Origin of the sequence: Methylothermaceae bacteria B42 (genome assembly GCA_001566965.1) — a bacterium.
GTDB lineage: Bacteria > Pseudomonadota > Gammaproteobacteria > Methylococcales > Methylothermaceae > Methylohalobius.
The window spans coordinates 76,655-97,079 of the sequence record LSNW01000014.1; the positions used below are offsets into that span (position 1 = coordinate 76,655).

The 20,425-nt window shown below is 48.5% G+C and carries 13 protein-coding genes; 8 read left to right on the top strand and 5 right to left on the bottom strand.

Going from position 1 to position 20,425, the window contains the following annotated elements:
* Nucleotides 1–5 precede the first annotated feature (5 nt).
* The 5 genes from AXA67_07085 to AXA67_07105 are packed head-to-tail and all read right to left on the bottom strand — an operon-like array spanning nt 6 to nt 8,226.
* Entirely contained in the window at nt 6–1,355 is a 1,350-nt protein-coding gene (locus tag AXA67_07085; GenBank protein ID KXJ40985.1) for a hypothetical protein, read from the bottom strand.
* A 2-nt stretch (nt 1,356–1,357) separates the two neighbouring features.
* A complete protein-coding gene (locus tag AXA67_07090; protein ID KXJ40986.1) occupies nt 1,358–1,891 on the bottom strand; it encodes a hypothetical protein in 534 nt (177 codons plus the stop codon).
* A 20-nt stretch (nt 1,892–1,911) separates the two neighbouring features.
* Entirely contained in the window at nt 1,912–4,698 is a 2,787-nt protein-coding gene (locus AXA67_07095) for a hypothetical protein (protein ID KXJ40987.1), read from the bottom strand.
* Nucleotides 4,677–5,459, bottom strand: a complete 783-nt coding sequence (locus tag AXA67_07100) for a hypothetical protein (GenBank protein KXJ40988.1) — start codon at nt 5,457–5,459, stop codon at nt 4,677–4,679. Before AXA67_07100 ends, AXA67_07095 begins: the two co-directional genes overlap by 22 nt.
* Nucleotides 5,422–8,226 (bottom strand): hypothetical protein, encoded by a 2,805-nt coding sequence (locus tag AXA67_07105; protein ID KXJ40989.1) that lies wholly within the window; start codon nt 8,224–8,226, stop codon nt 5,422–5,424. The genes AXA67_07100 and AXA67_07105 overlap by 38 nt, the downstream gene beginning before the upstream one ends.
* Before the next feature lie 248 nt (nt 8,227–8,474).
* Between AXA67_07105 and AXA67_07110 the strand changes: the two genes are divergently transcribed.
* The 8 genes from AXA67_07110 to AXA67_07145 all read left to right on the top strand — a co-directional run bounded on the left by AXA67_07110 (nt 8,475) and on the right by AXA67_07145 (nt 20,403).
* Complete coding sequence (locus AXA67_07110; protein KXJ40990.1) at nt 8,475–8,810, top strand: anti-anti-sigma factor; 336 nt, start codon at nt 8,475–8,477, stop codon at nt 8,808–8,810.
* A 3-nt stretch (nt 8,811–8,813) separates the two neighbouring features.
* Nucleotides 8,814–9,245, top strand: a complete 432-nt coding sequence (locus AXA67_07115) for an anti-sigma factor (GenBank protein KXJ41120.1) — start codon at nt 8,814–8,816, stop codon at nt 9,243–9,245.
* Between the two features lie 3 nt (nt 9,246–9,248).
* Nucleotides 9,249–12,518, top strand: coding sequence for a hypothetical protein (locus AXA67_07120; GenBank protein ID KXJ40991.1), 3,270 nt, complete (start codon nt 9,249–9,251; stop codon nt 12,516–12,518).
* A gap of 110 nt (nt 12,519–12,628) precedes the next feature.
* Entirely contained in the window at nt 12,629–13,066 is a 438-nt protein-coding gene (locus tag AXA67_07125) for a hypothetical protein (GenBank protein ID KXJ41121.1), read from the top strand.
* Between the two features lie 264 nt (nt 13,067–13,330).
* Nucleotides 13,331–16,111 (top strand): hypothetical protein, encoded by a 2,781-nt coding sequence (locus tag AXA67_07130; GenBank protein ID KXJ40992.1) that lies wholly within the window; start codon nt 13,331–13,333, stop codon nt 16,109–16,111.
* Between the two features lie 3 nt (nt 16,112–16,114).
* A complete protein-coding gene (locus AXA67_07135) occupies nt 16,115–18,454 on the top strand; it encodes a hypothetical protein (protein ID KXJ40993.1) in 2,340 nt (779 codons plus the stop codon).
* Nucleotides 18,423–19,226, top strand: coding sequence for a hypothetical protein (locus AXA67_07140; protein KXJ40994.1), 804 nt, complete (start codon nt 18,423–18,425; stop codon nt 19,224–19,226). Before AXA67_07135 ends, AXA67_07140 begins: the two co-directional genes overlap by 32 nt.
* 1 nt (nt 19,227) lies before the next feature.
* The gene (locus AXA67_07145) at nt 19,228–20,403 is read left to right on the top strand and encodes a hypothetical protein (GenBank protein ID KXJ40995.1); all 1,176 of its coding nucleotides are present in this window, start codon (nt 19,228–19,230) and stop codon (nt 20,401–20,403) included.
* Nucleotides 20,404–20,425: the final 22 nt, after the last annotated feature.

Consider the following 20,425-nt stretch of genomic DNA (forward strand, 5'->3'; position numbering starts at 1 on the left):
AGAAATTACGCGCTTGATAAATGGGGACGCAGGGGGTAGCTGTGCGTATAGCCGATATATTCATCCAGCCAATCCACCAAATCCTCTGGCGGTAGCAGTCGGCTATCCAGTCTTAGGTTCAGCTCAGAGGCAGTAGCCTGAAAGCGCTCCAGGAGCATTTCAGCGAAGCGGTGTAGAAATCCTTCCGCGCCAATAGTGCTGGTCAGTGGCATGAGTTTTAGGAGTATGACGGTTTGCGAATCTGGCGAGTGAATCCAATGTAGATCCAGTCCGCGTTTGGTTTTTTCCAGTGCTTCCAAGATGGCAGCCTGTTTGTGACCTGGAGGAATGGTAATTGCGATGAGTGATGAATCAATATCTATTAACCGCTTGAGTCTGGAGAGTTTCAACAATTCCTTGCCGAAAGCAGGCGGACATTGGGGAAAGTGTTTGCGTAGGGGGACACTTTCTTCATAGATGGATAGCTCGTCGGCAAAATATTGCAAAATGGCCTTCGTCATCAACAGGTTTTCTTCGTTGAGCGCCAAGAATGGCATATCGGCGACCACTAACAATCCATATAATTTGCCGGTATAGGACTCGATAGGGATTACGGCCAGATAATCACTTACTTTTTCGGAAATGATTTGGGAAACGGCATAGAAAGCATCGGTCCGCTTTTCAATCGCGGCAGTGACCAGCGGATCATCAACATTGAGCTCAAAGGCTAGCCCCAAGGTGGCAGAAGGGTGATTCAAGGGACGGTCATGGACGACTGGAAACAGCGCGGCGGATTCCAGGCGATTGTAATGACTTAGAAGTATCAAAAGGTTTTTTGCCGCTTCTCCGGTCAATGAGGCATTGTCTTTTTCGATCAGCTTGCGCAATTCTTCAAAGGCATTGCGCAAAGTCGCAGGCTGGGTAATGAGATTTTGTTCCAAAATATCATGGGAAATGCGGGTAACGTAAAAGTCCCGAGTCAAAGCTGTCAGGCGCTGTTCGTTGTACTCCAAAGCAATTTGCTGTTTGTCCAGGCGCCTGCGCCATAAATCGCTGAATTGGCCGCACAGCAAAACCAGGATGATGCCGCCGAGGAATTGCTGACTGGGCATGGGAGTGTCAATTATTTGGTATTTGCTCAGGACAAAAAAACCCAGGACCAAAACCCAGGCCGCGCCAATCCCGGGCATCAACCCATACCTTAGCGCAATCAATACCGGAGCAAGCCATACCCAAGGAAATTCACTGGCGCTAAACAGGCTTTTGGGCGCCATCCATAGTTGAAGCGCCATGGCCAACACGGGAATGGCCAATGTCTCGAGCCAAAGCTCAAGCTGCTTTCTTTTGGCCGGTGATTGACCAGGAAACAAAATCATGATTATTCAGACAAAAGCCGCTTGATTAGACGGTCCAACGTGCTTTGAGCAAGAACGCCAGCGCTTTGCCAATAACGTCCGGAGGCACTGGCAGCGCCCCGCCATAGGGCAGTGTCAGTAGATAAATCCTTGAGTTCCAGGGTAAAAGAAACCGCCGGTTCCCCATCCAGCCCTACTTTGTAGCGCCATTCATCTACAGAACCGGTAACCAGATAGCGAATGTTGTGTTCTTTCGCCCAGGAAAGATATTGTTGTTGGCTTCCGCTGCTTTTGCCAATTGGCATGGGGGTTTGCGCGGGGGGAGGGAAGTTAACGTTGGAGACTTCCCGGCTTTGCAGCAGGGCTGCGGCTAGCTTCTGCGCCCTTTGCCCGGCAAAGGGGACGGTAGTGTGATTATCAAAGGGCAAGACACCCCAGGCGGCTGTTTTGTCCAGGGAAACGGTGGAGCTGGTATTGATGCGCGTGGTGGTGCAGCCACCAAGAAAGCCCATGATGGAAAGAAAAATTATAAAAAAAGATAGGTTTTTTATTTTCATCACTGTTGTCCTTATGCTGTCTAAAAGAAAATTTGATAAGTCAAACCCAAGTTCAAGGAGTCATTTTGCACTCCTTGCCCTCCCTTGATGCGGTCAAAAAACAGGGTAAGCCGGTCTGGGCCAAATAACCGGGAGGTAAGTCCCGCGTGAATACTCCCACCAAAATCATTGACGGAATGCCAATTGCCGGCAATGGAGAAAAAGGGATGCAGTCTTGGTGTGAAGCCGGTTTCAAAATCGGTATTCACATCGAGCGCGATATTGACCTGGGTATAATCCTGGGGAATCATAAATCTGCCATTCTTATTTCCGCCTATGGGGACATGGCGCGCCAGTTTGCCCGGCAATGATTTGGCCGCGGAATAATCGCGCCATTGCACGCTGCTTCGCAATGCAATTTGGGGTGACCGGCTCCGCCAAAGATAACGGTAACTGCCATCCACCAGCCAGCCCTTGCCAACATCGTCCCCATTGGAAGCTTCAAACCAACGGTGGCCGAAGCGGGCGAAAATGTGCTGTCTTTGGCTCAAAGCATAGTCCAGATTGGTGGAAACTTCTTTGGCGGAACCTGCCAGAAACAGTTGCACACTTTCCCGGTTGACTTCGCCGGTGGCGATCTTTAGGCCTGCCCTCAGCCCAAAAATGGCGGGCAATTGGTGTTCCAGGGAAAAAGCGGGATGTTGACCCTGCGCTTGAGTGATGCCGCCATGCAATTTGGTTTCCCCGTAACGGTGCCGGTAGCTTGCTTGTAACAAATATCGGCCAGGCCTTGGTTTGGACCTTCGCCAGAGCGTCGGATCGACGTCAATCAGATTGATCCGCTCGGCTATTCCCTTCAAACGTAGCCGGTGTGTCAATTGTTGATTGATCTCAAGGCGTGCTTGGTGCCAATGGGCGTCCTGTAAATTTTCATAGCGCCAGGTAAAAGCAGCATTGTTGCTTTGTTCCAAAGCCAGGGTTTGAAATTGCTCCGCTAAGGGCTGATTCCAGGGAGACTGGCCAAGGGTGTCAAATGCTAGGTTGATGGCCTGATTTTGCCGCTTTAAATTGAGTGCCGCATTCAGTTTTTCCGAAGCGGATAATCGAATGCCTTGATAGTCTAGCCAAGCGGCGATAGTTTGCGCATCGCTTTCTTTAACCGCCAGGTTGAGAGATACCAATGGCGGTTGCTGGTGGCGTTGCCAATAAGATTTCAAATACCAATACCGGGCCAAGGATTCATCGGGTTGGGATAAAGCCCAGGCGAGAACCAAATCTTGTAGCTGGGGATTGAGATTGGATTGCCTGGCGGTTAGCAGGTTAAGCATGGCCGCAGCTGTGTTATCACCGCCGCCAAAGATCTGTAACAGACGTAAAAGCGCGATTTTTTCATCATCCTTTAAGGTAAAGGGGTGGTTTTTCAATAAGTGATAGCTGTGAACGCGCCACAATTGGGCTTCTTGCCTTCTTCCCGATTGCTCCAGCAGATCCGCATAGTTCATGAGCCATAAAGGATCGTTCTGACGGTCGCGCGCCTGCATGCGCATGAAAAGCAGGGCTTGTTCCGGTTTTTCCAAAGCAGTCAGCAGAGCGACAGTTGGCTCAATCAATTTGGGGTTATGGAGCGCCCAGGTTTGCAAGGTAGGGAGCCAGGAAGCAAGCAAATCCGCTTGGCCGTTGTCAATCATGATCCAAAGATAGGTCAGCCATAGATCCAGATTGTCCGGAAGTTGGGCGAGTCCTTCCCGAAGCACAGCTTGCGCTTCCGCAATCCGCCCGTGATGTTGATGCCACTTTGCCCAGCTTAAAAAATACAGTGGGTGATTCTGCAATTCTTCCATGGGGAATTGGTCAAGAGCGGAAATGGCTTGATCTAAGAATGCACCTTTTTTGTCTTGATTGGCGATCGACAGCAGCATCAATGCCGAACTGAGATTGGGTTCCTGTTGCCACAACCGCAAAGCCATGGAAAAAGCCTGGTCCAGCCTGCCATAACTTTTGTCCAAAAGAATCAGGCGGGCAATCTGGTTAGCAGACAGGGTTTCTTGATAACGTTGAACCAGCTTTGAGAAGGTTGCGTAATCTTGTTGTGACCAAGCGAGTTCCAAGTGCAGGCCCGCCAATTCCGGGGAAACTTCTCTCAGTCTGGGCGTGTATTTTTGCAATAAACGATAAGCGCCCTTGGCATTTCCTCGCAGCAATTCCAGAGAAGCCAGGCGTTGGATTGCCCAAGCTTGGGGAGAATGCCGTTTTAGAAATAATTGCAGAACGTGGCGTTCGCGTTCCGGTTGGTCGATACTGCGGTACAGTTCAGCCAATTCCCGCAACAGACCGCCGTGACCATATTTTCGGTACCGCTGCCAAAGTACGGGGATGGCTCGTTCTGGTTTGCCCACCTCGCTCCAGGCATGGATAAACTTCATAAAGAGTTGGTCATCTCTCGGCCGCTCCTTCATTTGCATCCGGTAGAGAACCAAAAGCTTGGGATAATCATGCAGGGCCTGGGCCAAGGTTAAGGCGCGCTGGAAATCATCGGGATCGCCTTTTAGAGCGAGAAAGAAAAAATGCCTCAAGGCAATGTCGCTTTTCCCTTGCCAAAGGGCTGCCTGGCCAGCTTTCCGCCGCCATTCCAGGTTATTGGGATCGTTTTTAAGCGCTTTGACCGCGACCGCAAGCGCTTCTTTCAATGCGCCGGATTTGATAAAAACATCATAGGCTAATTCATAGTCGGTTTGCTGAAAGGGGCGGGAAGGTTCGGGTAATTCTTCGCTTCTTGCTGGAGACAAACCGATGGCGAGCAGGAAAATCAATGACCAGCAGAAACGCATTGATTTTCTCCGTGGGGTTGAGGAATGCCAACGAGCAGGCGCGCAAAGTAAGCAGCACACTTGGAATTAGCCGACATGAGCGCTAATTTAGAAAGCAGTCGGTAGGTTTCCTGGGATGGCTGGATGTTGGGTAGCAGTTCCAGGGCCAGTGCCAGGGTTTTTTTGGAGTCGCCCAGGCTCAAATGGGTACGAATCGCCTCTTCGAATACTTGGCGTTTGAGAGTGGCATCTGAAGAAGTCATCAAGATCTGGCGGTACAAGTGAATAGTCAATTGCGCATTACCTAGGTGTTTTGTTGTCGCCGCCAATTTTTCCAAGCGGGCTGGATTTTTTTCCGCTTGAATCAATTGTATTAATTTGTTTTCCAGTGCTTGGCGCCGAGGATCCGATTCGCTGAGGTCAAAATAATAACGCTCCAATGCCACGAGATAGGCTGCCAGGGTTTCCGGGTGGTGCGGAAGGAATCTTTCCAGAATCTTCATGGCCTCCTGATAGTTGCCGGTTGCAACTAATTGGTTAGCCAGTTGCTGCTGATATTCAAGCGCATCGGGATGTTCTTTTGCCAATAAGCGCAAGTACTTAAGGGAAGCGGGGGTAGGATCTTCCGAGCGATTTAATAATCGGTCCAGGGCTTTGTCCGGGGCAAGCCAAAACAGCGCCGCGGCGACAGCGACAATCAAGCCGATGAGCAGACCCAGGGAAGCGAAGCGTTCCTGGCCTTCGTTACTGGCATTTAAAGGTAAATTTGACACTTTGCTCATGAAAATGATACTGAATGAATCCCTTGCCCTTTTGGCTGTGAATCGGGTTGCGGGATAGATGCGTACGCTTGCAATGATCGCCTGGCGCCAATTTTACTTTTATGGGTACTTCCCCGCGCAACTTAATTCGTAGCCGATCGTGGTCGATTGTATAGGTTTCCACGGTGGCGTTGGCCGAGATGACATAAGGTTTCGTATGCTTTTTATCGGTGAAAGAAAAGCGAGCTTGTGAACCGGGGGTCAGGTGAAAATAATAGTTTTCGCCATTTGCAGCATCGAAACCCGCGACATGATCGCTCGTGTTCAAGTTTGGATATCCAAACTTTTGCGGTACCCGCAGGGTAAGGGCCTGGCCATAATTTCGGATAATAAAATGATTTTGCTGTCGCGCAATAACCAACTTCTCAAAATCCAGTGCGGACTGAATATAAGCGGAAGAAAACAGAGGGTGCGACTGCTGACGGGCGGCCCAGGCATAAACTTCTTGCAACGCGTGCAAGGCGCCGGGGCGGTCCGCGGAATAAAAATGATAGTAAATATTGATCGGTTTCAGGCGCCTGGGGGATTCGGTTAACTGAAAAGTGTTTCTTACCCGTTTGAAGCCATAAAAAGGCCCCTGCCACAAGTTGGTAAAGTCGTTTTCGTTCCCCACGGGAGCGAAGACCTGAAAATAATCTCCTTTCCAGATGCCATTTCCAAACAGGTTGGTCAGGGATGGCTTGGTGCGGAGAATCACGCTGCCGCCGCCATTGATATTGAGCAGGCCTGCTTGATAGGCTGCTTTGAGGCTGGGAACGCCCGGGTCCGTGTCGCCCGACCAGTTGATGATTTTGGTTTTTTTGCCGGGAGGAGCGATCAGTTCGTCAATCAGTTTTGCCGAGCCGGCGGTTTCCATGTAAGGGTCGAAGCGGTAGCCTGGAATTGGCAGGTTGTAGCCATACTCACCTGCCGCGGGATTGACGGGTTTGGGGTTTACACCTGCGCTTAAATCTGGATTTTTTTCCAGCGCCTGCCAATTGAAAGGATGGGAATAGGTGTGACTAGCTGTCTCGGTCCACGGCAATTCGAGAATGCGCCGGGCAATTTTACGCAGTTGCGGCGCTTTTTTGGGAAACAGGCCATCATCGGTAAACTCGCCCACAATATAGGAGACATTGGTAGGCCAGCGATATTTGCGCAGGATTTCCATTTCCAGCACTTCCCCGGCAAAACGTCCGTAATAATCGGGGACGGTGCTGAGCGCGGCAAACCCGTCGCCATCTATGTGTATCATCATGATCCGGCGGCCGCTGCGAGTGGTAATATCCGGTACCGGGAATTCGGGCAAGCGCAATGCCTGAGTAAGGAAGGTAAACGGATCCAAGATCCATAGGGATTGTGCGCCTTCTTCGGGGAGTGTAATCAAATTGACGATATGAGGGGCTACGATATAGCCGCCCCATGGGGTGATGGCGGCGGCATCCTGGCGCTGTTTTTTACTGTCCTGCAGTTGGAGCAGTACCTTGCCTTTTTCAAGATGCAAAGGGCTGAAATCGGCAATCGTTGGCTGAGGGGCGGCTTCTAGGCCGATAAATCGTTTATCGATTTTTGTAATGGTAATGGGAGCGCCGGTTTCAGAAATGTTGGGAGCGCTCAGACCAAAAGGTTTGAGGTGAGGCTTATCCAAGGGAAAGCCAAAGTCTCCCATGATGACAATGGGAACGCCGTTGTTTTTTTGTTGCACAAGCCATTGCCAAACCCTTTCACTCTCCGCTCCCAAGGGTTTTTCAAACCAAGTGACTATGCCAGCGTGTGTGCCCGTTAGAGGGAAATCCGGCAGGGAATTTTGTATATGCAAGGGGCGGGCGGAATAACCCAGATAATTCACCGGCATGGTGAGGTAGTAATTGAGGTTGGAATCGTAGGGATTGGTGTTGCCATTGTAGAGCATTAATATTTTGCGGGGCATGACTTCCCGTAGTCCAATGCCAACCATATTCAGGTCCGCGTTGGTGATCCAGGGGATAAAACCATGGCTTTGGATCTTTTTAGCAGTGATCCGGGCCTGATCACGCTGGTTGGGAGGCAGATAATCAATCACAATGACGGGCAAGCCCAAATTGCGGGCTTTATTCAGCTGGTTCAGCAGCCACTGCCGGTCTTGTGGGTTGACTTTAGTGTACTGGTGTTGAGACTGATTCCATCCTTGGTACAAAGATTCCGCGGCTACGGCGTCCACGTCACTGGCCACCTGCTCTAAAAAGGGAAAGCCGCGGTTTAATATCAGTTTGGTTTCTGGATAGCGGGATTTGATGGCTTGAATGAGCGCGACTAGCCCTTGCTCATGCCGCTTTCTATCAGAGGCTTGTTCGCTGACAAGCTGGTAGGAATCCAGTGTATCCAGGAAGAACCCTCGAAACCCTCTTTCCCACAGCGGCGTGACAATGTGGTCCAAAAAATATTGGCGGCACTTGGGCAGGGATTGGTCGATGACGCTTGCTTGCCACGCTTTATTGGTCCCAACGATACAGCCTTTGGGAATCTTGTTTAAATGAGTGCTTTGGCCATGAAGCTCGCCAGCGCTGACATAGACGAATAATTGCGAGTCGGGGGTTTGGTAGTCCGCCGGGTTCAGATTGCTATAGGGTTGCACCACGACCCAATCGAAGGCGCGAAGCTCATCGGTCGGAGGTTCGGTACCATAATGAAAAGCTACTGCGGGGTTGCTCCAGACAGGGGTGGCAGACCACATTTGAAACCCAAAAATAAAAATTAAAAAGCGGGCCATAAAAATTGCTATAAAAAACTATCCCAATTAAATACTAGTCAAAAAAATAACTTGAAGCGCTCCTGATTAATCGGAGTAGGTTTCCCGTTTGATATTTGCGCTGTGGGAGCCGCACTATAGTTTATCGGATTTTTCTAAAACCGTAAGCAAAATCGTACAATCTAATGTCAGTGGCGGGTGAAGACCAATTGCCGCCAAGGTAAAAGTAGCATAAGCTCAATCCATGGTAAGCTGAGGGCTGGAAAGTAATGAAGCTGCAAATTGACAAGCAAAAAGACTGGAGAATCCTCCGTCTCTTGGAGCCGCGCCTGGATGCTCATAATTCTGGTGAGTTAAAAGACCGGATCCTCAAACTTTTGGAAAATGGCGAAAAAGATTTGATAATAGATTTATCCGAAGTGCGTTTCATTGATAGCTCAGGACTCGGCGCGCTTCTCTCCGGTTACAAAAACGCCAACCTCCACCAAGGCCGTTTGGTGTTGGCAGGACCTCAACCCCGGGTCCGGTCGATGTTCGAATTGACCCGTCTCAATCAAGTGTTCGACATTTATGCCAGCGTTGACGAAGCGTTGGCTGAGAATTAAATGATGAACACTTCCATTAATGATATTCAAGTAGATATTGTCGTTCCCAATCAAACCCGCTATTTAAGCTTGATTGGTAACATCGGAGAGGCGATTGCCAAGGAGTTGGACCGTTATCAAGGGGATCGAGAGACCTTGGCATATCATCTTAATTTAGTGCTGACCGAAGCTATGACCAATGCCATCCGTCATGCCCATCACGATAATTCCGCGAAAACCGTGCGGGTGCAAATCCATATCGATCATAACCAGCTGTGTATTAAAGTCTATGATCAAGGCCAGGGTTTTGACCTGGAATCCATCCCTGAACCCGATCCCGGCGCCCCAGTTGATCACGGCCGAGGGCTGTTTTTAATCCGTACATTGATGGATGAAGTGGAATACCGCCAGGGTAAGGATGCCAATGTGTTAATCATGAAGAAAAAACTGAGCTAGGCTGTGGATTCTTGGGATAAGAAACTGTTGGCTTTGGTGGATAATGGATTTACCTCCGAGTTAATTCAAGTATTGCCCCTAAGCTATAAACAAGCCACTTCTCCCCGTCAAGCTGTTAAGGATATTGCCTATCTTGAAGCGCTGCGCCACAGCAACGATGTGGTGGTGGATTTTAGCTTTGAAGATGATACTCATCCACCTTGTTTGCGTTTCTACACTACGCGGTTCACGTATTTAGACACCTGGTTGCCACCGATTAACCACCTGGGACTACGGGTGGTGGACCAATCTTTTTTCCGGATTCCATTCCCAGAGAGCGAAGTCTTTTTACGCTGTTTCCACGTGGAACCGGCCAAAACTATGGACCGGCGAGCCTTAAAGAGGCGGCGGGCAGAAATTATTGCTTTGCTGACAGCCGTGTTTTCTGGACGGGTGGAAGATGATCAGCTAAATGGCTTGATATTGAGCGCATCCTTGTCTTGGCGGCTAGTGAATATGCTGCGCGGCTATCGCAATTATTTTTTTCAATTGGGCAGCACCTATTCCAGTACCCGTTTCCATAATGCTTTTTTGGATTATCCTCAGGTAGCAAAGCTACTGTGTGATTATTTTGAGACTCGCTTCGACCCATCATTACCCTGGACAACCCTGGAAAAGCGCGAAGAAGAAGGCTTGTTTCCCCTGCGTCAGGCGTTGCAAAAGGCGTTGGAACCGGTCGTTGACATGCATGCCGACCGGATTTTAAGAACGGTATTTAATTTGATTGACGCCACGGTCAGGACCAATTTTTATTGTCCCGAGGCTGAAGACCGGTTGGCTTTCAAGCTGAGTGGCTTGGGTGTCATAGAGATGCCAGCGCCGATGGCGAAATACGAAGTCTATGTTCACAGTACTGAGATGGAGGCAGTGCATCTTCGCGGCGGCAAGGTTGCCCGTGGCGGTATCCGCTGGTCGGATCGCCAGGATGATTTCCGTACCGAAGTGTGGGAGCTGATGCGCACGCAAATGCTTAAAAACGCATTGATTGTTCCCCAAGGGGCTAAGGGCGGCTTTATTGTCAAGGATAAAAAGCCTCAACCCAGTCAAATCAAAACTGCCTACGTCAATTTTATGCGTGCCTTGCTGGAGGTAACCGATAATCTTAAAGAGGGACAGTTAGTTCGACCGCCTCATGTGGTCAGTTACGATGGGGATGACCCCTATTTGGTGGTGGCGGCTGACAGGGGGACGGCCCGATTTTCTGACATTGCCAATCGGATCTCGGTTGAGTATGAATATTGGCTCAAAGATGCGTTTGCCAGTGGCGGTTCCCGTGGGTATGACCATAAGAAGCTCGGGATAACCGCTAAAGGGGCTTGGGAATGCGCCAGGCGCCACTTTTATGAGTTAGGGCGCAATTTAGAAGAGGAAACCATTACCGTTATTGGAATTGGCAGCATGGATGGCGATGTTTTTGGCAATGGCATGCTGTTGTCTAAACAAATCAAATTGTTAGCCGCCTTCTCCGGGCGCGCTATTTTTATTGACCCGAATCCGGATCCAAAAATTGCCTATCAAGAAAGGCTGCGTCTGTTTCAGTCAGGGGCCAGCTGGGATCAATACAATCCAGAATTGATTTCTGAAGGGGGCGGCGTGTACCCCCGGCAAGCTAAAAGCATCCCTCTTTCAACACAGGTTCGGCGTTGGTTGGGCGTTCGTCATAAAGTTTTAGATAGCGAGACATTGATTCGACATATATTAATGGCGGAAGCCGATCTTATGTGGCTGGGAGGTATTGGAACCTATGTCAAGGCAAGTTGGGAAAAGCACCATGAGGTAGGCGATCCCGCCAACGATGCTGTCAGAGTGGATGCCAATCAGTTGCAGGTGAAGGTGGTAGCCGAGGGTGCCAACCTAGGATTTACCCAGTATGGTCGGGTGGAATATGCGAGTTTGGGCGGCAAAATCAATATGGATGCCATAGACAATTCCGCCGGCGTGGATTTATCCGACCACGAGGTCAATCTCAAAATCCTTTTGTATTCCTTGCAAGAAAAACAAGAGCTGGGGGACAAAACGCCCTACTATTGGTTGTCTCGGGTTTGCGGAGACGTTGTCAATAAGGTGTTGGGACATAATGCCAGTCAGAGTCTTTGTATTTCAATCGATCTACTACGTTGCCGGCGCGATTCCGCCCCTTTCTTGGATCTGGCTGACCGGTTAGAGAACGCCGGTTTATTGAAGCGGGCGTTGGAAAGCTTTCCGGGTTCAGAGCAAGTTATTGCCCGCAGCGACCAATCCTTGACCCGGCCAGAATTGGCGGTATTACTTTCGCTCACTAAATTGCAGTTAAAGCAAGCGCTATTAGTCCGGCCAACGTTCTTGCGTCAGAATTTTTTACAGGGGTATCTTCGCGATTACTTCCCGGCCGAGTTATCCAAACAATTTGGAAGTAGTATTACTCAACACCCGTTGGCAGCCGAAATTACCGCGACGGCCCTGAGCAATCATATTCTGGATCGGGCGGGTGCCACTTTCCTTGGCCGGATTGAAGAAGTATCCAGTCCTCTTATCGAACATGCAGTAGCTTTATACTTGACCTTCGACGGAGTTTTGGGAACCGCGCTGTTGCGTCAAAATTTATTGGATCGAGCGGGGGTGTTTCCCTGTGACAGGCTTTACAGCTTGTTGCTGCGAATTGAAGACGCCTTGGCATTATGCTTGAGTTGGTTTTTGAACCGGGGTCGGTCATTAATGCCAAAGCCAGAAATAATTCAGCGCTGTCAAAATTTTTTACAAGCGTATGGCCATCGATTTGTTACCGAAGACACCTTGGAAATAGGTCAATTGCAATCGGAAGGCTTAGAAGATGAGGATGCGCGGCGTCTGGTTCTTATGAAGCAACTGTATGATTTCCCGGTGTTGGTGGATCTGGCGATAAACAATCCAATGGATTTTACGGAAATTGCGCAAACGTATTTCACGGTTGCGGAATTTTTGGGTCTTTCTTCAATCCTAGAGTCGTTGGCGTTGATACCAGTGCGCTCGGATTGGGAAAGCCGCCTCAAGCAGGCCCTTTTTCTCCGTTTTAAGGGGGCGAATGCGTCGTTGACACGGCACTTGATCTCCGGCGCCGAGGATGTAGGGATGGTTTGTACAAGCCCTGTATGTTTACAGAAATTCAGCCGTTTTCAGCGCCTTAGGCGTGAGCTGGAATCTCATCCCCCTACAGATTTACTGCCTTTTGCAACTCTCAGCGCGGAAATGGAGGGGATGGTGGAAGCCTTGGCTTGAGCAGTTATTTTTCCACTAGAAGAAGATGCTAAGATAAAGTTTTAATCACTAGAAAAACAGGGGAGGATCTTGCCATGTCGGATAATAAAGCTGAAGCAATACTTGAAAAAATGGAAAAATGGTTTCAAGCGATAGGGGTTGATACCCGCGCCTGGAACGCTCGATTTGACCACTTCGCCCGTATTGCATCGAGGCTTGCAGGTCGCCCCATCGCGTTTAATATTGCTATCGCCATTATCCTTTTGTGGATGCTCAGCGGCCCTGTTTTCGGCTTCAGTGATACCTGGCAGTTGATTATCAATACCGCCACCACCATTGTGACCTTTTTGATGGTATTTATCATCCAACACACCCAAAACCGCGACACCGACGCCATCCAGATTAAACTCGACGAACTCATCCGCGCTGTGGACAATGCGGAGAATATGCTGCTGGACCTGGAAGAAATGGAAGAAAAAGAACTGGACATCCTCCGCAAGCGGTATTTGGAACTGGCGCGTAAGGCGCGGGAGGAATTAGAAAGGCGGGAGGATAAATCTACTCAGTAGCTTTCAAAAATCTGAGCCCCTCTATAATTTGTTCAAATAAATAAGGAAGTTACTATATGAAGTTACTATATTGTTTATTTTAAATATTGATATATACCCTAGGTTGGGATTTTTATTCCATGGCATTCCGTGAATATATGTAGATACACTTCAGATTTATTCAGGAATTTTGTCTTCGGTCACAACTATTACTATATCATTTTAATTTGATTTATTCCTTGATGCGGGGATTTTGTTCGAGTTTTAAATACAGATGAGGTCTTTATGCCTGATTATTCTTTGTGGTTTCGTCATTTCTTTTTCATTCTACTAGTAACATTTGCTTTTTATGGGTGCGCTCCGGAGTTGACTGAAGCAGAACATGTTTCCAGAGCAAAAGAATTTCAGGAAAAAGGCGATTTTAGAGCTGCAATCATCGAACTCAAAAGCGCTCTTAAAAAGAATCCCCGCAACCAAGAAACCAGAACCCTGCTAGGAGAATTATATGTAAAAGTTGGAAACGGACCATCGGCAGAAAAAGAGCTTCGGCGCGCAATTAACCTTGGCGTTAGCAAGGAGGCTCTGATGTCCCCTCTTGCTAAAGCGCTTGCTATGCAAAACAAATATCAGGAAATATTGAATGAAATAAATATTCCCCAAAGTTTGTCGTCGGTGCAGCAGGCTGAGCTTTATGCTTACCGGGGTGATGCTTGGCTTGGGCTGGGTAAAAGGGAAAAAGCTGAGGCAGCGTATAAACAGGCGTTAAATCTCGACCCCCAGTCACCACTTGCTAAATTGGGGATTGCTCGCATAGCCATGGGCGATAAAAAAATCTCTGAAGCAGCAAGGCTTGTGGAAGAGGCGCTGTCTTTCAATCCTGAATTAGGACGTGCGTGGCGTTTCAAGGCAAAAATTCTTGAAGCCCAGAGAAAACTAAAAGGGGCAGAAGAAGCTTATACAAAAGCTATTCAGTTCAACCCTATCAATATTCCGGATTTGGCTAGCCGGGCGCTCCTTCGTATAGAAATGGGCAGGTTAGAGGAAGCCGCCAAAGATATTCAGGTTGTGAAGAAAAAAGCGCCAAAATATTTTTTAGGCTATTTTTCCGCGGGTTTGCTTGCGCTCAAGCAGCAGCGATTTGATGATGCCCTTTCCGAACTCGAACAAGCCCGGAAATTAAATGAACGTTATCCTCAAACCCACTATTTTCAGGGCTTGACTTTTTTGTTGAAAGGTCAGCAGTTGCAGACGGAAGCTGCGATTAGGCGTTATTTAAGCCTGGTTCCAGGTTCGGTCAAGGGACACCAAGTTTTAGCTTGGGTACAGTACAAGATGAAACACTATGATGCGGCTAAAAACACTTTAGCGCCGGTGGTGGAAGCCTTGCCAAAAGATTTGTTTTCGCGCATGTTGATGAGCCGGATTGAGTTTGCTCTTGGTAATCATCAAAAGGCAATAGAGCACATGCAAGCCTTGCTGGAACTGAATCCGGATTCTCCGGGATTATACGCCCAACTTGGCATGGGGTTGGGTTCGATTGGTAAACTGGAAGAAGGCGAAAAGGCGCTAAAAAAATCACTGGAGATTAATCCCGATTTTCTTCCTGCCAGAGTCCAACTAACTATGCTGTATTTGCGCAATAAACGCTTTGATGAAGCCCGCAAGGAAATCTCAATAATTCAAGAAAAACTACCAGATTCCGTTCTTGGGTTGGGGTTACTTGGGTTGCTACAAGTAAAACAAGGGCATATTGAGGAAGCAGAAAATACTTTTGAACAAGCCCTGGCGTTGGAACCGGGCAACCCTGCCATTGCCCATAATCTTGCGCAGTTGGCCGCTGATAGGAATGACTTTAAAAAAGCGCGTGAACTTTATAAACAAGTGCTAAAGCATCATCCTGATAATCTTAATGCTGCCATGCATTTGGTGATGCTGGATGCTATGGAGGGCAAGGCAAAAAGTGCTATTACTCATCTTGAGGAAATTGTGCAAAAACATCCTGATGTGCTTGCGCCAAGGTTGTCATTAGCGCGAACCTACATCCAAATGAATGAATTTGGCCGTGCCCAATCTTTGCTGGAAAAAATTCGTCCACTCTATCCAGATTCTGTCCCACTCTTGATGGTGTTGTTGGAAGCGCAAATAGAAGAAGGCCAAATTGGCCGAGCACAAGATACCGCAAAAAAATTAAGAGATTTGGCGCCGAATTCCCCCTTATCACATTTTTTTCTCGCCCAGGTTTTTATGAAATCAGGTGATTTTGCCCGAGCACAAATGCATCTGGAAAAGGCTGTCTTGCTCGATAAGAAATTTTTGCCGGCACATTTGGCCTTGGTGAAATTGGAGATCAAGAAAGGTGATCTAAAAAACGCCCAGGCGATTTTGACGAAAATCAAAAAAAGTTATCCTGAAAATCCCAAGGTTTTATCCCTCCAAGCCGAATTGGCAATGCGCCAGAATGAACCGCAAAAAGCGATTAAACTCTACCAGCGGGCATTGGCAAAAAAACCGGATTCGGAAACGGCCGTCGCATTATCCCGTGCCTACTGGAGAGTGGGAAAACAGGAGAAAGCAGAAGAAACGTTGGATGATTGGTTAAAAAAGTATCCCCAGGATCTCAAAGTAGCCTATATGCGTTCGGTGCTTTATCGTACCATGGGCGAGGATAAGCGGGCGATTAAGCAGTTGGAGGAAATTCTGCAAAAAAATCCAAAGCAAGCAGATGTGCTGAATGACCTTGCCTGGATGCTTCGGAATCAGGATCCGGATAAAGCTTTACAATACGTAGAAAAAGCGGTGGAAATAGATCCCAATGCAGGGATGATCTCCGATACCTTGGCAATGGTATTGTTGGCGCGTGGCGAACGTGGTCGGGCATTGACTGTTATGCAACCTGTCGCGGAGAAGTTTAATTTCCCTTCCGTGCAGTATCACTGGGCCAAAATTCTTGTTGCCAACCGCCGGAGACAAGAAGCCATCAAAGTTCTGGAAAAGCTATTGAACAATCGGGCTTCTTTTCCAGAGCGGGAAGAAGCTCAAAACCTTCTGGCTGATCTCAGAAATTAATTCATGACAATACGCTATCTAGAGTTTCTGCGGCGATGGCGTTGGTGGTTGCTGGCTGTACTCATGTTGGTAACCGCCATTTTGATAAGCGGCATTAGGTTTTTGGACTTTACTGCGGATTACCGGGTATTTTTCACTCAGAATGACCCCTATCTGAAGCGCCTAAATACCATTCACGAAACTTATACCAAGGATGATACGGTGATGTTCATCCTCTCGCCCAAATCCGGCAATGTATTTAATTCCGAAGTCTTGGAAGCGATTGAATGGTTGACGGATCAAGCCTGGTACATACCTTATGTTCAGCGAGTGGATTCCCTGAAAAATTTTCAGTACACCTTGGGCAGGCAGGATGAGTTAATTGTCCGTGATTTGTATGCTTCTGCTGGTAAGTTATCACGGGAAGATATTGAAGAAATCCGCAAGATTGCCTTGAAAGAACCCTTATTGGTGCGCCGGGTGATTTCCAAGGATGCTAAGGTTACTGGTCTTCATGTGACTGTCAGGCTGCCGGGGGTTGACGAGCATACCGAAATCCCCTCTGTCGTTAAATACGTTCGCCAGCTTGCCCAAAAATTCCGGCAGCGTTATCCCAAAATTGAGGTGCGGCTTAGTGGTGGCGTTTTGATGAGCAACGCATTCCCCGAAGCCTCGCAGCAAGACATGGCCACTCTATTCCCTCTTATGTTTACCCTGGTATTTATTGTGTTATGGGTATTACTGGGATCTTTGATGGCGGCGGTTTGGGCTTATATGGTATTGCTGCTTGCCATTGGTGCCACCATGGGATTAGCGGGCTGGATGGGTTTTGAAATTTCCCCGCCCTCGGCGGCTGCACCCAATATTATTTTGACAGTATCGGTCGCCGATTGTGTTCACTTGTTAGTGACGTTTCTTTTGGTTCTTAAGCAGGGCTGGCTAAGTGCTTTAGGTTGGCGTCAGCTGCAATTCCAAGCGCTTGCGCAATCCTTGCGTGTAAACTATCAACCTATATTTCTGACCAGCCTGACCACCGTTCTGGGTTTTTTGACGCTCAATTTTAGCGATTCTCCGCCTTTTAGGGATTTGGGCAATATTTCCGCCATGGGCGTGGGTTTTGCTTTTTTTTATACCATTGTGTTGTTGCCGCTGCTGGCGATAGTGGTACCGGTCAGGGTTTCTCTGCCCAGATACAAAGGCTCACCGGGAATATCGTGGTTGGCGGATTTTGTTATCAAATACCGCCTCCCGCTTTTGCTCGGCATGCCGGTTTTGGTGATCGGGTTGTCCAGCTTTGCCTTTAAAAATCAGCTCAACGATGATCTGATCAAATATTTCTCGCCTAATGTCCAGTTCCGGTCCGATACCGAATATGCCACTAAACACTTGACCGGTATGTATATTATGGAATACTCCCTCCCGGCGCCACCTGGCAGCACAATCACCGATCCGGAATATCTTGACGCCCTGGACCGTTTTGCCCAATGGTACCGCGACCGGCCGGAAACCCTGCATGTCTATTCCATCGCCGATATTATCAAACGTCTGAATATGAATATGCATGGCAATGAGCGTGCTTGGTACAAGATTCCCCAGAGTAAGGATCTGGCGGCGCAATATTTGTTGCTCTATGAGATGTCTTTGCCCGAAGGGCTGGAGCTCAATGACCGTATCAACGTGAATAAGTCCGCTTCGCGCATGACGATTACCCTGAAGAATCTCTCCAGCGACGAAATGCTGGCCCTTGAGCAAGACGCTGACCAATGGTTGCGGGAAAACGCCCCCGCTTATATGCATGTAGGTGCCGCAGGCACTATTATGTTCGCCCATATTGGCCGCAGTAATATTCGTGGCATGTTGATTGGCACCATGGTTGCGTTTGCGGTGATTTCACTGACTTTAATCCTTGCCTTTCGCTCTGTTTTTTGGGGGTTGCTCAGTTTGGTGCCCAACCTGGTGCCGGCATGGATGGCGTTTGGCTTATGGGGGGTCATGCACGGTCAAGTAAGTATGGGGCTTTCGGTCGTCGCGGCGATGACCATGGGAATCGTGGTGGATGATACGGTACATTTTCTCAGCAAGTATCTCCATGCTCGCCGGCAATTGGCGTTGTCACCCATGGGTGCGGTTCATTACACCTTTGAACACGTAGGCAGCGCTATGCTAATTACTTCCATTGTGCTAGTGGCAGGATTTTTGGTGCTAACCTTGTCTGATTTTGCCATCAATGCCCAAATGGGACTGTTGGTTGCAATAACCATCGGGTTTGCCCTGCTGACCGATTTCTTTTTAATGCCCCCGTTAATTTTGTGGGCGGAGCGAGGAGTACAAGATGATAAAAAGGCATACAGTTATCTGGCTTGAAATACTGTTCCTGATTGCCTTAACCTGGCAGCCCAAGGCATGGGCGCTCAGCGCGGAGGAACGGGGTTTGGAAATCGCCAAGGAAGGTGAACGCCGTGATGAAGGGTGGGGGAATTTCCGTGCCAGTTTGATCATGATATTGAAAAATCAGCGCGGAGAGACAAGCGTTCGTCGTATCCGTAGCATGACCTTGGAAGGAACCGATGATGGTGACAAGAGCCTGTTGATTTTCGACAGTCCTGCGGATGTCAAAGACACTAAGTTCCTTACCTTTTCTCACAAACACAGTGACGATGATCAATGGTTGTATCTGCCGGCGCTCAAACGGGTGAAAAGGATTTCTTCTTCCAATAAAGGTGGTTCATTCATGGGCAGCGAATTCTCCTATGAAGATATGACCGCGCCGGTATTGGAAAAATACGATTACAAATACCTGGGGGACGATAATTACAAAGGCCGGAAGGTTTTCCTCGTAGAGCGTTATCCAAAAGATCCTCACTCCCTTTACAGTAAGCAAGTGACCTGGACGGACCAAGAACATTATATCCCATGGAAAATTGAATACTTCAACCGCCGGGGCAAGCATCTAAAAACGCTGACATATCATAAATACAAGCGCTATCTCGGGCAATTCTGGCGGCCGGGCAAAATGCTGATGGTCAATCACCAAACCGGCAAGGCAACTGCGTTGGTTTGGAAGAAATACCGATTCAGGGATAAATCCATCAAAGAAAATTTGTTTAATCCGGCTGCGCTTCCCCGATTGCGATAATATGGCCGGAAAACGTTTGTTGTTTTTTGCCGAGGCGGTTACCTTGGCTCACTTGGCCCGCCCGTTGGCATTAATTGAAAAACTATCTGAAACAGATTGCGAAATCCATTTGGCTTGTCCCACCAATAATTTTCGCCAGTTTCTGAAAGACTTTCCCTATCCTGTCCACGATCTCGATTCGATAACGCCAGCCAAGTTCCGGCGCATACTGGATTGGGGGTTGCCCCTTTTCAGCAAAGCGCGGCTAAGACAATACATCAAAACTGACCTTGGACTGATTGAGAAAATCCAGCCCGATGTTGTGATTGGGGATTTGCGATTATCGTTGGTAATCAGTGCCCGGGTGGCGAAAATCCATTATATCAATATCACCAATGCCTATTGGCGCCCTGAATTCTGTCCGATACCCCCGCTGCCTTGCCTTAGGCCTTTTGCTTATGTACCTCATCAATGGGTGGAGCCAGTTTATAGGCGGCTGATTCCTTCGATATTTGCCAGCCATGCCAGGCCTTTCAATCAATTACGGCGTCAATATGGTCTATTGGAATTAGGAGATGATGTCAGGAAAATTTACACTAACGGCGATACTGTACTGTATGCGGATGTTCCCGAAATGTATCCCGATCTTCCCATGCCGGAGAATCATCATTTTCTGGGTCCGCTTCTCTGGGCGCCGCCTGTGCCTGAACCTCCATGGTGGGGTGAGGTCCCCGACGACAAACCAATAATCTATGTGGTTGCCGGTACCTCCGGTTCCGCCCAGGCATTTCAGAAGGTGCTGGACTATATGTCAAATCTGCCGGTTACAGTTATCGCGGCTTTGGGTCACAAGCAGGCCGGCGTTACCGGCAATCTTTTCCATGCGCCTTGGCTGGATGGTCTGAAAAGCGCGCAACGTGCGGATTTGATGATTTGTAACGGTGGGGTAATGGGATGTCACCAAGCTGCGGTGGCTGGGATACCGGTACTGGGAATTTGTGCCAATATGGATCAGTTTTTGAATATGAGGGCTGCAGAGCTTTTCGGAATAGGAAGAAGTCTAAGGCAGGATGAGGTTAGTGAAGGCCGTTTGGCAGTAGGGTTGGACAAACAAAAAAAAGAATTTCTTCAGATAACTGAAACCAACCTCTCTGGCAATGTGTTACTTGAAGTCATTGAGAGTAAAAAGACACCGTAGGATTAAAAATGTCAGCAAATTT